This window comes from Rhodococcus sp. Ni2, from assembly GCF_021352185.1.
GTDB classification, from domain to species: Bacteria; Actinomycetota; Actinomycetes; order Mycobacteriales; family Mycobacteriaceae; genus Rhodococcus_F; species Rhodococcus_F qingshengii.
In genome coordinates, this window is the sequence record NZ_WOXZ01000002.1 from 1,801,612 (window position 1) to 1,815,636 (window position 14,025).

Annotated in this window: 13 protein-coding genes; 7 read left to right on the top strand and 6 right to left on the bottom strand. The window is 63.9% G+C overall.

Annotation, left to right across the window (positions count from 1 at the left end):
- Window positions 1–12 precede the first annotated feature (12 nt).
- Window positions 13–1,341: an amidohydrolase family protein gene (locus GN300_RS21955; protein WP_058039108.1), complete on the top strand. Its 1,329-nt coding sequence runs from the start codon at window positions 13–15 to the stop codon at window positions 1,339–1,341.
- Between the two features lie 6 nt (window positions 1,342–1,347).
- Here GN300_RS21955 and GN300_RS21960 read toward each other — a convergent pair whose 3' ends face one another.
- The 3 genes from GN300_RS21960 to GN300_RS21970 form a co-directional block, all read right to left on the bottom strand.
- A complete protein-coding gene (locus GN300_RS21960) occupies window positions 1,348–2,982 on the bottom strand; it encodes an acyl-CoA synthetase (protein ID WP_063316616.1) in 1,635 nt (544 codons plus the stop codon).
- A gap of 156 nt (window positions 2,983–3,138) precedes the next feature.
- A complete protein-coding gene (locus GN300_RS21965) occupies window positions 3,139–4,344 on the bottom strand; it encodes an acyl-CoA dehydrogenase family protein (protein ID WP_003942363.1) in 1,206 nt (401 codons plus the stop codon).
- Between the two features lie 27 nt (window positions 4,345–4,371).
- The gene (locus GN300_RS21970; RefSeq protein ID WP_003942317.1) at window positions 4,372–5,820 is read right to left on the bottom strand and encodes an acyl-CoA dehydrogenase family protein; all 1,449 of its coding nucleotides are present in this window, start codon (window positions 5,818–5,820) and stop codon (window positions 4,372–4,374) included.
- A 103-nt stretch (window positions 5,821–5,923) separates the two neighbouring features.
- Between GN300_RS21970 and GN300_RS21975 the strand changes: the two genes are divergently transcribed.
- A complete protein-coding gene (locus GN300_RS21975) occupies window positions 5,924–7,069 on the top strand; it encodes a sensor histidine kinase (RefSeq protein WP_223304439.1) in 1,146 nt (381 codons plus the stop codon).
- Complete coding sequence (locus GN300_RS21980) at window positions 7,066–7,704, top strand: response regulator transcription factor (protein WP_047271656.1); 639 nt, start codon at window positions 7,066–7,068, stop codon at window positions 7,702–7,704. The genes GN300_RS21975 and GN300_RS21980 overlap by 4 nt, the downstream gene beginning before the upstream one ends.
- Here the strand turns inward: GN300_RS21980 and GN300_RS21985 are convergent.
- The 3 genes from GN300_RS21985 to GN300_RS21995 form a co-directional block, all read right to left on the bottom strand.
- Window positions 7,698–9,230: a multicopper oxidase family protein gene (locus GN300_RS21985; RefSeq protein WP_063316614.1), complete on the bottom strand. Its 1,533-nt coding sequence runs from the start codon at window positions 9,228–9,230 to the stop codon at window positions 7,698–7,700. The genes GN300_RS21980 and GN300_RS21985 overlap by 7 nt on opposite strands.
- 137 nt (window positions 9,231–9,367) lie before the next feature.
- Window positions 9,368–10,150 (bottom strand): histidinol-phosphatase, encoded by a 783-nt coding sequence (gene hisN / locus GN300_RS21990; protein ID WP_003942301.1) that lies wholly within the window; start codon window positions 10,148–10,150, stop codon window positions 9,368–9,370.
- 19 nt (window positions 10,151–10,169) lie between these two features.
- Window positions 10,170–10,664, bottom strand: coding sequence for a carbonic anhydrase (locus tag GN300_RS21995; RefSeq protein WP_007731285.1), 495 nt, complete (start codon window positions 10,662–10,664; stop codon window positions 10,170–10,172).
- Window positions 10,665–10,773: 109 nt separating this feature from the next.
- Between GN300_RS21995 and prfB the strand changes: the two genes are divergently transcribed.
- From prfB to ftsE, 4 genes are all read left to right on the top strand, one after another.
- Window positions 10,774–11,880 (top strand): peptide chain release factor 2, encoded by a 1,107-nt coding sequence (prfB, locus tag GN300_RS22000; protein ID WP_003942364.1) that lies wholly within the window; start codon window positions 10,774–10,776, stop codon window positions 11,878–11,880.
- Between the two features lie 22 nt (window positions 11,881–11,902).
- On the top strand, window positions 11,903–12,787 hold the full coding sequence (locus GN300_RS22005) for a mechanosensitive ion channel family protein (RefSeq protein ID WP_003942304.1): 885 nt from the start codon (window positions 11,903–11,905) through the stop codon (window positions 12,785–12,787).
- On the top strand, window positions 12,784–13,269 hold the full coding sequence (locus GN300_RS22010; RefSeq protein WP_082845796.1) for a hypothetical protein: 486 nt from the start codon (window positions 12,784–12,786) through the stop codon (window positions 13,267–13,269). Before GN300_RS22005 ends, GN300_RS22010 begins: the two co-directional genes overlap by 4 nt.
- 71 nt (window positions 13,270–13,340) lie before the next feature.
- Window positions 13,341–14,021 carry a cell division ATP-binding protein FtsE gene (gene ftsE / locus GN300_RS22015; RefSeq protein WP_020969258.1) on the top strand — a complete coding sequence of 227 codons (681 nt, stop codon included), beginning with the start codon at window positions 13,341–13,343 and terminating at the stop codon, window positions 14,019–14,021.
- Window positions 14,022–14,025 lie beyond the last annotated feature (4 nt).

Genomic DNA, 14,025 nt, shown 5'->3' on the forward strand with positions numbered 1-14,025 from the left:
GGAGAACTGGCGATGACTACCGCGCCCAAGAACATGACCGACGCGATCATCCGGGACGTGACGTTGTACAGCGGCGGGCAATGGCTGACCGGCCACGACGTCGTCGTCTCGAATGGGGTGGTCGAATCGATCGAGAAGTCGACCGGCACCGCCACACCTGGAAGTGTGGACGGATCGGGGGCGTATCTGATCCCTGGGTTCGTCAACACCCATACGCACCTTCAGCAGTCACTGATGCGTGGGATCGCCGAAGGGACACCGCTTCTCGAATGGCTACTCGCGGTCGCAGAAGAGTCGGTTCAGATCACGCCGGAGCGCGCATACACGGCCACTGTCGCAGCCTCGCTGGAGGCATTGCGCAGCGGTACGACCACCCTGGTCGAACACATGTGGCCGCATCCGTCCAGCGAGGTTCACGACGCTGTGATCCGGGCGTTGCACGACACCGGGATTCGTGCGGTACTGGGACGCGGAACCGCAGACCGGGCGGACAAGACGAGGAAGTGGGGCTTCGATCCGCGGCTCATGCAACCACTCGGAGACGTTCTCGCACATACGGATCAGATGATGCGCGACGTCGCAGGTTCCCGCGTCGACGTGGCAGTCGCGGTACCGAACCCGCGTTCGCTGACCCCGGAGGGGATGTCGGAAGTGCGTGAGTTCGCGCAGGCTCGCGACCTGACGGTCTCGATTCACCTGCTCGAGACGCAGACCGACAACACGATGTGTACCGAACACGCGGGCATGAACGCGGTCGACTACCTGGATTCCCATGGGTTCTTGTGGGACCGGGTGCTGGCGGTCCACTGCGTCGAACTCGACGACCGTGGTCAGAAGGTGCTGGCGGAGCGCGGCGTCGGAGTGTCGTACAACCCCGTCAGCAACATGCGGCTCGGTAGCGGAATCGCGCCCGTCCCGAGTTTCCTCGACGCGGGGATCGCGGTGGGGTTGGGTGTGGACGGCGCAGCCAGCAACGATACTCAGGACATGCTCGAGACGCTGCGCACCGGCGCCTACGTGCAGCGAGCCGCGCGCGGCCGCGCCGACCTGCTCGGCTTCGAAGCCATGATCGACATCGCATCCGGCGGTGCAAACGCAGCACTCGGTCTGCCGGCCAGGTCCGGCGGGATCTCCGTGGGTGATCCCGCCGACCTCACCATGATTCGGTTCGAACGCGACTTCGGTTGCCTCCCGGTACGAGATCCGGGCGCGTCCATTCTCACGACGGGCAGTCGTCAGATAGTGGACACGGTGTTGGTTGCGGGCGAGGTCGTACTCCGCGACGGGCACTCCACTCGCGTCGACGAGGCGGAATTGATCCGCACGCTCAGCGCTTTGTGACTGTGCTCAGTCTTCGCTGATCTCCATCTCGATCAGGACGCGGCGCAACAGCTTTCCGGTGGCGTTGCGGGGAAGTTCGTCGATGAAGACGATCTCGCGGGGAACCTTGTAGCGCGCGAGATTCGACCGGACGTGATCCTTCAGCTCGTCGGAGTTCTGGTCGGCGCCGTGGGCGACGACGACAAACGCTCGCAGGCGGTGCCCGAAGTCGGCGTCCTCGACTCCGATGACTGCCGCTTCCAAGACGTCCTCGCGATCGGCGAGCAGGTTCTCGACTTCGAGCGGGTAGACGTTCTCGCCACCGGAGACGATCATGTCGTCGTCGCGGCCGTCGACGAAGAGGAGGCCGTTGGCGTCGAAGTGTCCGACGTCGCCGGTCGAGAGAAGTCCGTCGATACGTTCCTTGTCGCGCCCGTCGGTGTATCCCTCGAAGCTCAGCCCGCTGGCGACGAAGATCCTGCCGATCGTGTGTGGGGTGGTGATCTTCCTGTTGTTCTCGTCGAACAGTTCGACGTGACAGGTCACCGGAGCGCGGCCCGCGGTTCCCGGCGCAATGGTCAGATCCTCGGGAGTCGCGACCGTGGCCACTGCGACCTCGGTGGATCCGTACAGGTTGTAGAGGACGTACCCGAACGAGGCCGTGACTCGCTTGCACAGGTCGGGTGAGAGTGACGAACCTGCCGAGAAGATGATCTTCAGGTTCGACGTGTCGTACTTGGACAGCACGTCGGGACCGAGGTCGATGATGCGAGTGAGCATCGTCGGGACCACGACCAGACTGTCGCACTTGTACTGGGCGACAAGCTTGATCGTGTTCTCCGGATCGAACTTTCGATGCATGACGACGGTCTGGCCGAGCGCCAACGCGAGAGCGAACTGCGAGACGCCGGTTCCGTGGAAGGCGGGGGCCGCCATCATCATGGTCTGTCCGCGGCGCAACGGCACGCGGTCGAGGAACTGCGCCGACGCGAGAGGGGAGGTGTGGCCACGCGGCGCACCCTTGGGAGTTCCCGTTGTGCCGCTGGTGAGGAGGACGAAGCCACCGTTCTTCTCGGGTGCCGGCACCGACGACGTGGTGCGTCCGGCGATGGCCTCGTCGAGAGTAGCTGCCGTGGAACCGTCAGCGGCCGTGCCCTCTGGCCAGGAACGATAGACGACGACGTCGTCCGGCAAGGCATCGGCGATGTCCGCGAACTCGTCGTCGTAGACGAAGGCGACCACCTTCTCCCGCGCGGCGACGTCCACGAGTTGGGGCCGAGCGAAGCCCGTGTTCATGAGAACGAGCTTCGTTCCGTTTTTCGCTGCCGCCAGCATGGTCAGGACCAAGCCTCGATGGTTACGGCACATCGCACCCATGACGGAGTCGGAGGTGATGCCGTCGGCCTGCCACGCCCGGACCAACGCGTTGCTCTGACGCTCGAGCTCGGCATAGGTGATGGGTCCGCGCTCGTCGATGACCGCCACCGCATCGTAGCCGTTCTCGGCGTGTGCATGGACCGGCCCGGCAAAGGGTCCGTACTTGTCCACGGCTGCAATGGATTTGAGCCCGCGATCGAGGCGAGGGAACGGGACGAGTCCGGCTCGGAACATGACCCCCGCCGCGCCGATGGTGTCAGTGACCTTGGTGACCAATCCGGGCATACGTGAACCTCTTCCGAGCGTCGTTGTAGGACTGATTACACACTAATGCGCAATCAGGTTTCGGTGGTGAAGTTTCACGATGGCGACCGAGCACTCCGCCCCGCCACCTCGAAAGGTGGCGGGGCGGAGTGTTTCGGGATCTGGTCCGTGCGACCGTCACTTCAGTTCGGCGGACGACTTTCCGAGCAGGCGGCGTGCGACGATCAGCTGCTGGATCTGCTGGGTGCCCTCGAAGATGTCGAGAATCTTCGAGTCGCGGCCCCACTTCTCGAGCAACGGGCGCTGCGAGTAGCCGTAAGTGCCGGCCAACTCGACTGCCTTGAGCGTCACGTCGGTGCCGGTGCGGCCGGCCTTCGCCTTGGACATGGACGCTTCGAGCGAGTTCGGCTTCTTGTTGTCGGCCATCCACGCCGCGCGCAGAGACAGCAGGTACGCGGCCTCCCAGTCGGCTTCCAAACGGATGAACTCGGCTGCAGCTGCATGCTGGTTGTAGACCGGTGTGTCGTAGGAGATCTCGACACCGGCTTCGGTCAGGATGCCGCGCAGTTCTTCGAGAGCTGCGCGTCCGACGCCGACGGCCATGGCTGCAACGAGGGGCCGGGTGTTGTCGAACGTCTGCATGACGCCGGCAAAGCCCTGCTCCACGTTGACCTCCGGGCTGCCGAGGATGTTGTCCGCGGGAATGCGGCAATCCTGGAGCAGGAGTACTGCGGTGTCGGAGGCCTTGATGCCCAGCTTGTGCTCGAGGCGGGCAACGCTCAGGCCCGGTGCGTCACGCGGAACGACGAACGATTTAATGGCCGCTCGGCCCTTCGACTTGTCGACCGACGCCCACACGACGATGTGCGTCGAACGCTCACCGGCGGTGACGAAGATCTTCTCGCCGTTGAGAACCCACTCGTCGCCGTCGAGAACGGCGGTGGTGGTCACTGCGGCGGAGTCGGAACCGAAACTCGGTTCGGTGATGGCCATCGAGGCCCACACCTTACCGAAACGTTCGAGCTGTTCGTCGGTTGACACTGCGGCGATCGCGGCGTTGCCGAGCCCCTGGTAGGGGATCGAGAGCATGAGTCCGACGTCGCCCCAAGACGTTTCGAGCGAGTTGAGGAGCGCAGACATGTTGCCGCCGTTGGCGTTGCCACCCTTGGCGCTCGCGTCGGACCGTCCGCCGCTGGCACCGCCGATGTCTCCACCGGAATCGGAGAGGCCTTCGACCATGGCGGCCATGGTGTCGAGCTCGACGGGATACTCGTGCTCAGCGAGATCGTACTTACGTGAAATGGGTCGGAAGATCTGCGCCGCGACCTGATGTGCCTGGTTCGCTGATGCTTTGAGCTTCTTGGGAAGTTCGAGGTTGATCATCGTGGTTCTCCTGGAAGTTCAGCGGCGTCAGATGAGGACGATGCCCTCGGCAACGCCGATGGCACGGAGGTCGCGGTACCAGCGCTCGACCGGGTGTTCCTTGGTGAACCCGTGTCCACCGAGGAGTTGCACACCGTCGAGGCCGATCTGCATGCCCTTCTCGGAAGCCAGCTTCCGGGCCAGAGCGGATTCGCGAGCGAAGGACAAGCCCTGCTCGGCGCGTGAAGCGCCCCGAAGCGTGACCAGGCGCAGTCCGTCGAGTTCGATGCCGATGTTGGCGACCATGAAGGCAACCGCCTGGCGGTGGCTGATCGGCTCGCCGAACGCTTCGCGCTCGTTGACGTACGGAATCACGTAGTCGAGAACTGCCTGGCTGGTGCCGACGGCCATGGACGCCCAACCGAGTCGAGCCAGGCGAATCGCGTCGGCGTATTCGGCCTTACGCTGCTCGGCGTCACCGTCGCCGAGCAGTGCGGACTCCGACACAGCGACGTCGGTGAGGATCAGGCGACCCAGACCGGCGGCGCGCAGACCCATGCTGGGATCTGCTTCGACGACGAGTCCCTTGGTGTCGGATTCGACGATGAAGAAGGACGGCTTGCCGTCGAGTTCTGCGGCGATGACGAAGAGTTCGGACGTAGCGGCGGCGGGCACCAAGCTCTTGACGCCGTTGAGCTTGTAGCCGCTGGGGGAGCGAACTGCCTTGGTCTGCAGGGCAAACGGATCGAACAGTGCGCGTGGTTCGTTGACCACCACTGCTGCGCCGGGGACCTGCTCGCCGGTGAAGGCCGGAAGGTAGGTCTTCTGCTGCGCGTCGGTGCCCCACTGCGTCAGTGCGACTGCAACGCCGCTGGGTGCGAGGATCGGAAGTGCAAGCCCCATGTCTCCGTGCGCAAGTGCCTCGGCAACAAGAGAATTGGTGACTGCGCCGCGATCGGCAGCTGCTCCGTCGAGTTCTTCGGGAACATTGATCAGCGTGATGCCGAGCTCGGCTGCGCGCTTGGAGAGATCGGCGGGTGCCTGCGCTGCGCCGTCGGCGTCGTGCGCTGCGGGACGCAGGATCTCGGCCGCGAACTCGCGCACGGTCTCGACGATCATCTTCTGGTCGTCGTCGGGGGTCAGATCGAAGTAGTCGGCGTTCTTGCTCGGGTTGTCGGGCAGGCGCTTGGGTGCGCCGTTGCCCGAGACCTTCTGGAATCCTCGAGTGGCGGCACCCAGGGTTTTGAAGCCCGTCTTGGTGCCCTCGTAGGTCACGCGATCGATGGTCTGACGCAGATTGAACTTCTCGGCCAGTTCCGAACCGGTGATCTTGGTAAGCACACGCATGGCTGCGCCCATGGCGTCGCGTTTGATCGGGTTCAGGCCGACGGCGGACGTGTCGCGGGGCGCACCCTTGGCGCCGCCGCGCTGCGCGCCCGATTCGCTGCGCTGAGCGCTCTTGTCGGGGGCAACACTGTCTTGCTTGGTCATGATCACCAGCTGTTTCTCGGTGTTGGGGCGTTGGACGATCCTTATCTTACTCATCAGTAAGGTCTGTTGTCGAGAAACCGCGAAATGATGCGCGTCATAGGCTCGAGGGGTGAACCGGACAGAGGTGCCAGATCGGATACAGCGGTACGTGCGCTACACGCCGTTGGTGGTGGTCCCGTGCCTGTTGATCGCCAGCACGTATCCGGGGGAGTATCGAGTTCCCCTCACCTACTGGATTCTGTCGATGCTGTCGGCGCTCGCCTTCGCCGTCGGCCGTCGATGGCCGGTCTTCGCGTCCCTGGTCATCTCGGCGCTCGCCGTTCCGATGTTCGTCGCCGACGCCTGGGGGCTGTCCGAGCTTGTTCCGTATCTCGGGGCGGTCGCCGTCGTCGACGTCACGATGCGGGCCGAGCGTAGAGAAATGGTTGCCGTATCGGCAGCAGGATGGTGCGGTTCGGTGCTCGCGGGTATCTGGTTCGAATCTCACGAAGCGTTCTGGTCTGTCACGACGGCTGTGAAAGTGCTTGCGTACGTGGGGTTGCCACTGCTGCTCGGGCTGTATCTACGCTCGCAGCGTGAATTGGCCGCGAACAATCTTGCGCAGACCCGCGCTGCGGAGCGCAGTGCGCTCGCCCGCGAACTGCACGACCTGGTTGCGCACCACATGGCATCGATCGTCCTGAGAATCGGCGTGGCTCAACATGTCTTGGCGCCCCAGGACGAGGCCGTGCGTGAGGTCCTCGCGGATGTGCGTGGGACTGCGTCCGATGCGCTGGCCGATATCCGTCGCCTCCTGGTCGCACTTCGTGATCCTTCGCTCGGTGAGGTCGCTCTGGTCGAGCCGGATGCCGTCGAGGCGGAAATCGAGGCGGCGATAGATCGTGTGCGTGCGGCGGGTTTCGAGGTGCGGGCAGTCTTCGATGCCCAGGAGAATGTCGAGTCAGGCGCAGCCGATCTCGACGCGATCGGGAGGCTGACGTTGTTGCGGGTGATTCAGGAATCACTGACCAACGTCATGAAGCACGGCGACAAGAAGGGGCTGGTATCGGTCTCGGTCGGTCGCGAAGACAACCGGGTGCATGTCAGGGTTGTCAACGACGTCGAGGGATCGCCTCGGAGTGCAGGTCATGGCCTGGTGGGAATGCAGGAGCGTGCGGAGTTGGTCGGCGGCGAGATGACCGCCGGCACCAACAGTGACGGGAAATGGGAAGTGCACGTGAGTATTCCACTCGTTGTCTCGGGCGGTGTCTCGTGATCAGCGTGCTGATCGTCGACGACCAGCGACTTGTGCGCGCCGGTTTGCGGATGCTGTGCGCGGCAGCCGAGGACATGACCGTGGCCGGTGAGGCGTCGAACGGCGTCGAGGCGGTAGCGCTCGCTGCAGAATTGGATCCCGACGTGATTCTGATGGACTTGAGAATGCCCGGGCTGGACGGGATCGGCGCCACGCAGCAGATCGTCAAGGCCGGTCGTCGAGCGCGCATCCTCGTGCTGACCACCTTCGACGACGACGATCATCTGTATCCCGCACTCGCCGCGGGGGCTTCGGGATTCTTCGTCAAGGACACCGAACCCGCCGAGTTGCTCGGTGCCATTCGGCGGATCGCCGAGGGCGAGATGGTGTTCACTCCGGAACTTCTCCGCCGCGTTGTGGATCGAGCGGTGATCGGTGGTATCGCAGACACTGCTGCGACGGAGAAGGTTCCGTTGACCGATCGCGAATCGCAGGTCCTCGCGCTGGTGGCAGAAGGGAAGAGCAATCAGGAGATCGCGGACACGCTGCATCTCGGTGTGACCACGGTGAAGACGCACGTGGCGAACCTGATGTCGAAGACCGGTTGCGACAATCGGGTTCGCCTCGCCGTGTACCACTTGCAGAACTTTCAGTGACCGGAGTGCGAACCAGGCATCGGCATGTCCATCGGCATGTCCATCTGCATCGGAGCCGCCTTCTGTCCCGGTTCGAGGACGAGGAATTGGCCCATCATCCCTTGGTCCTCGTGCATCAGCAGGTGGCAGTGGAACATGTACGGGAAGGTGGGATCGGTGTACTCGGACCACTGCAGTGCGACGCGAACCCTGCTGCCCGGCGGTGTGTAGACGGTGTCCTTGAGTCCGCGCAAGTGCGGCGGGGGAGTGCGACCGTCGACGTCGAGGATCTGGAACTGTACGTCGTGGACATGGAAATTGTGTGGCCAGTTGTCCTTGTTGGTGATCGTCCACACCTCGGTCGCGCCGACCTCGGCCTCGAAGTCGATGCGGTTCATGTCCATTCGTTGCCCGTTGATCATGTACCACTGCAGATCGAAGGTTCGGGAAACGCTTGCCTTCGACGGATCCAGACTCGGCAGTACGGCCAACTGCGCCGGGAGAGTCGACCGTGACGCGCGGCTGGCAACGCCCCGCAGTTCGAGGATGTCGAAGCGGTCGTTCATGCCGAAGTTCTCGGCGTCGGAGGAACTCACGCCACCGCCGTCCTCGATCGGGAACGACACCAGTGTGGTCGTCGCGCCGGGGTCGACGCGAACCACGATCTCGGCTCGTTCGCCGGGGCTGAGCTGAATCCGCTTGATCGCAATAGGTGATTCGAGCAGTCCGCCGTCGGTGGCAATCAGATCGAAGGTGCGGTCGTCGGGGAACCCCAGGTTGTAGAGACGGCCGGAAGAGCCGTTCAGAATGCGTAACCGGACGACCCCGGTGGTGACGTCGAGGTAGGCGTCGGAGATGCCGTTGGTGACTATCGTGTCGCCGAGCAGGCCTATGTCGGTCGGATCCGATTCGTCGAAGCTGCCGTCGGCGAGGAATCGACGATCCTGGATGATCAGCGGAACATCGTCGACACCATAGGTTTTGGGGATGTCAAACGCCCGCGTGTCGGCGTCGTCGATCAGGAACAGTCCGGCGAGACCGCGCTGCACGTGCCGTTCGGTGGATCCGTGCGGGTGTGGATGATACCAGAGCGTCGACGCCGACTGGCCGATCGTCCACGCCGGTTCCCAGCGTCCGCCGGCTTCGATGGTCTGGTGCGGGCCGCCGTCGTATCGGGCGGGCAGATGCATGCCGTGCCAATGGACGGTCGTGGGCTCTGCCAGTGTGTTGTCGATCGTGAATGCGACAGATTCTCCGCGTTCGGCGCGGACGGTGGGTCCCAGAATGGATCCGTTGAAACCCCAAGTGTCGGTGAGTTTTCCCGCGACGATCTCGGTGGTTCCGGCACCGGCACGAAGTGTGAAGTGGCGAACACCGGCGTCGTCGACGGTGGATTCGGCAAGCGGTGGAATCGGTAGCGGACGCGAAGTTCCGGCCACCGCCAGTGTGGCGCTCTTCGCTGCCGGGTCGGCGCCGCAGCCCACCGCGAGCCCGAGGGGCGCTGCGGCCAGACCGAACAGAATCGTGCGCCTGGAAATCCGGTTCATCGTTCTCCTGGAAGTAGTGCGTGATCAACTACTTCCAGTCAACGGGCCGAGATGTCGTGCCGAATCCTGCCGACGGGCCTGTCGGAACTCCTCCCTCGGACCCTTGCGGCGGGTGGGATGTTCTGGTAGTCGGGTGGTTACCGCAGGCGGGCCAGAACGTCTTCGTGCAGCAGTCCGTTGGTGGCGACCGCGCTGCCGCCGTGCGGACCTGCGCCGCCGTCCAGATCGGTGAACGCGCCGCCGGCCTCACGGACCAATACGTCGAGCGCTGCCAGATCCCACAGGGAAACCTCGGGTTCGGCAGCAATGTCGACGGCGCCTTCGGCCACGAGGCAGTAGGAGAAGAAGTCCCCGTAACCGCGCACGCGCCAGACGTGGTCGGTGAGTTCGACGAACTGATCGCGAATTCCGCGGTCCTTCCACCCCGAGAGGCTCGAGAAGCTCAGGCTCGCTGACTCGCTGCGATCGACGGCGGATACCTGGATCGCTCGCGCATCACTGTCCCCGAAGGACGTATGTGCACCCAAACCTGTTGCAGCCCACCATCGCCGATTCAGTGCAGGTGCGCTCACGACGCCGACGACCGGGACGCCGTCCTCGAGCAAGCTGATCAGCGTGGCCCACACCGGTACGTTGCGGACGAAGTTCTTGGTCCCGTCGATGGGGTCGACCACCCACTGTCTGCCCTCGAAGACTGCGTCGCCGCCGAATTCCTCGCCGAGTACGGAATCCGCAGGACGATGCTCACCGAGCGTCGCGCGCACTGCTCGCTCGACAGCCAGATCGGCGTCGGAGACGGGGGTGAGGTCCGGCTTGTCGTCCACTCGAAGGTCGAGGGCGCCGAAGCGGGCGCGAGTGATCGCGTCAGCCTCGTCGGCGATACGGAGGGCGAGTGCGAGGTCGGATGCGCGATCGGTCACGGGTATACAACCTACCGGCTCAATCGGGGAGGACCTCGTTCAGCTTTCCGGTTGCGACGTCGAAGACGAATCCGCGTAGGGAGGTCGTCGCGGTGACGAACGGACTGTTCTCGATGCGCTTCAACGACTGACGGACGTCCTCGTCGATGTCGGGAAACGATTCGGCAGCCCAATTTGGTTTGATGCCGATCTCGTCCTGGATGGATCGCTTGAAGTCGTCGTCGGTGAACGTCAGCATTCCGCAGTCGGTGTGGTGGATGAGGATGATCTCGGTAGTTCCCAGCAGACGCTGGCTGATGGCCAGGGATCGGATCTCGTCGTCGGTGACGACTCCACCCGCATTGCGGATGACGTGCGATTCGCCTTCCTTGATTCCCAGCACCCGATAGACGTCGATGCGGGCGTCCATGCAGGCGAGTACGGCGACGTGTTTGCTGGGTGGGAGGGGGAGCGGTCCGGTGAACTGCTCGGCGTAGGCGGCGTTGTTCTGCAGGTATTCGTCGGTGACAGTCATCGTTCCAGTAGGTTCCCTCGGAGCGAGGTTGGCAAGGCTTCCAGTCCCGGTGATCCCAATACGTGACGGGCGGCAGGGCCGAGGTCGGCACCCGGTAGCCTTGAGAACCGTGCATCCCGACGTAATTGCAGACCTGAACGCCCTCGACACCACCCTTCGCACCTGCGAATCGGTTGTGGACGTCGAGGAGCTGCGCCGACGCATCGACGAGCTCGAGCACCAGGCAGCCGACCCGGGTCTGTGGAACGACCAGGAACACGCCCAGCAGGTCACGAGCCAGCTCTCCCACGCGCAGGCCGAGCTGCGCCGGATCGTGGCACTACGCGAGCGACTCGACGAGATGCCGATCCTCTACGAACTGGCAGAAGACGAAGGCCCCGACGCGGTGGCCGACGCCGACGCCGAGCGCGCGAGCCTGCGAGACGACATCGCGGCGATGGAAGTCAAGACCATGCTCTCGGGCGAGTACGACGAGCGCGACGCGCTCATCAACATCCGCTCCGGTGCCGGCGGTATCGACGCTGCAGACTGGGCCGAGATGCTCATGCGTATGTACATCCGCTGGGCGGAGAAGCACGACTACGGCGTCGAGGTCTACGACACGTCGTACGCCGAAGAAGCCGGACTCAAGAGCGCGACGTTCGCGATCAAAGGCCCGTACACGTACGGCACGCTGTCTGTCGAGATGGGCACCCACCGGCTCGTTCGCATCAGTCCCTTCGACAACCAGGGGCGTCGTCAGACGTCGTTCGCCGAGGTCGAGGTACTGCCGGTCGTCGAGACGACCGACCACATCGAGATCAACGAGAACGACATCCGCGTCGACGTCTACCGCTCGTCCGGTCCCGGCGGCCAGTCGGTCAACACGACGGACTCCGCCGTTCGACTCACGCACATCCCGACGGGAATCGTCGTCACCTGTCAGAACGAGAAGTCGCAGCTCCAGAACAAGGTGTCGGCGATGCGCGTCCTGCAGGCAAAGCTGCTCGCGGTCAAGCGTCAGGAAGAGCGCGCCGAGATGGATGCGCTCAAGGGCGACAGCGGCAGCTCGTGGGGCAACCAGATGCGCTCCTATGTTCTGCATCCGTACCAGATGGTCAAGGACCTGCGTACCGAGTACGAGGTCAACAACCCGTCGGCAGTGCTCGACGGCGACATCGACGGGTTCCTCGAGGCCGGCATCCGCTGGCGCATGAGCGAGAACCAGTCCGCATAGCGTTCGGATACCGAAAGGCACGATGACTTTACTTCGACCTGGGCAGAACCTGCTCGATTGGCTTCAAACCACCGGTTTGTCCGTCCTCATGACCGTGCTCGGGGCGATGATTCTCGCCCGGTTGGTCAGTTGGGGAGGCAACAAGGTCACCGACCAGATCGACTCCAACTATCAGTTGGGCGATGCGCTGGTTCGTTCCGAGGCGACCAAGCATCGTCACTCGGTCGCGCAGGTCATCACCTGGGTGGTCATCACGTTCATCTACGTGATCGCGACGCTGAAGGTTCTCGACCAACTGAACCTGCCGATCGGAAGTCTCGTCGCGCCGGCGACCGTTCTCGGTGCGGCGCTCGGTTTCGGTGCACAGCGCGTCGTGCAGGACATTCTTGCCGGTTTCTTCATCATCACCGAACGTCAGTACGGCTTCGGTGACACCGTCCGGCTTGCGATCACCGGCTCCTCCGACGACGCCGAAGGTGTCATCGAGGACGTGACCCTGCGCGTGACGCGGATGCGGAACTCCGACGGCGAGGTCATCACCGTTCCCAACGGCCAGATCGTGAAAGCGACCAACCTGTCCAAGGATTGGGCACGCGCCGTCATCGACGTTCCGGTTCCGGCGACCGCCGATCTCACCCGGGTCAACGAGGTGCTTCGCCAGGTCGGAGTCGACGCGATGGCCGACCGCGGACTCAAGAAACTGCTGCTCGACGAGCCCACGGTCATGGGCGTCGAAAGCCTGGAGGTCGATCAGGTCAACGTGCGGATGGTCGCGCGCACACTCCCTGGCAAACAGTTCCAGGTCGGACGCGCTCTTCGTGTCCGCGTCGCCGCAGCACTGCGACGTCAGGGGATCACGGTGTCACCGGATCTGCACACCGTACGGACCGAGGAGGCGAGCGAATGACCGATCAGGAACCGCGCCGCGGACTCGACCGACTGTTTCACCTGGACTGGCTCCCGTCCCGGATCTTCGGCGGCCGGATGCGAACCTCTACCTTCATTCTCATCGTGGCGTGGATATTGACGTATCTGTTGCATACGTATCTCAATCCTGAGGACCCGACCGCAGTGACACCACCGCCCAGCGTGGACACGTCGCAGACCGAGCCTTACGTCGCGCCCTCGGTCAAACCGTCGACGACGACCCCCGTGCCGTCCTCGACCGAGCCGACGACTACGTCCGAGACCCAGTCTCCGGAATCGAGCACGGGCAGCTCAGGTTCTCCGACGCCGACTTCGGGTCCCGCGCCTGCGCCGGGCAACGCCGAACAGTCCGCGACCACGGCGCCGACCACTCCGGCGACGACGACCGTTCCCCAACCTGGCGCGGCGATGCAGGCACCGACGTCTGTGCCGCAGTCACCCGCGACCACCGGTACCGGATAAGGACGAGGGTGCTCGCGCGTGGCGCCAAGGTCACCGTTAGATAACGGCTAGACTGGCTAGTTGTGATCAGCATGAAGAATGTGTCGAAGTCCTACAAGGCCTCCACCAGGCCGGCGCTCGACAAGGTCAGTGTGGAGGTGGAGAAGGGGGAGTTCGTCTTCCTCATCGGCCCCTCCGGCTCCGGCAAGTCGACGTTCATGCGGTTGCTGCTCAAGATGGAGTCGCCCACGTCCGGCGACATCGAGGTCGCGGATTTCCACGTCAACAAGTTGGCGGCCCGCCGCGTGCCGAAGCTTCGCCAGAGCATGGGCTGTGTGTTCCAGGACTTCCGCTTGCTTCAGCAGAAGACGGTCTCCGAGAACGTGGCCTTTGCGTTGGAAGTCATCGGCAAGCCCCGCAACGTCATCGCGCGCACTGTGCCCGAGGTTCTCGACATGGTCGGTCTGGCCGGCAAAGCCGATCGACTGCCCACCGAACTTTCCGGCGGTGAGCAGCAGCGCGTCGCCATCGCCCGCGCATTCGTGAACCGCCCTCTCGTGCTGCTCGCCGACGAGCCCACCGGCAACCTGGACCCCGAAACGAGCCAGGACATCATGCTGCTGCTCGAACGGATCAACCGCACCGGCACCACCGTCGTGATGGCGACCCACGATCACCACATCGTCGACTCCATGCGTCGACGCGTCATCGAACTCGATCTCGGCAAGGTGACCAGAGACGAAGCGCGGGGTGTGTACGGCGTCGGCAGGTAGCGCC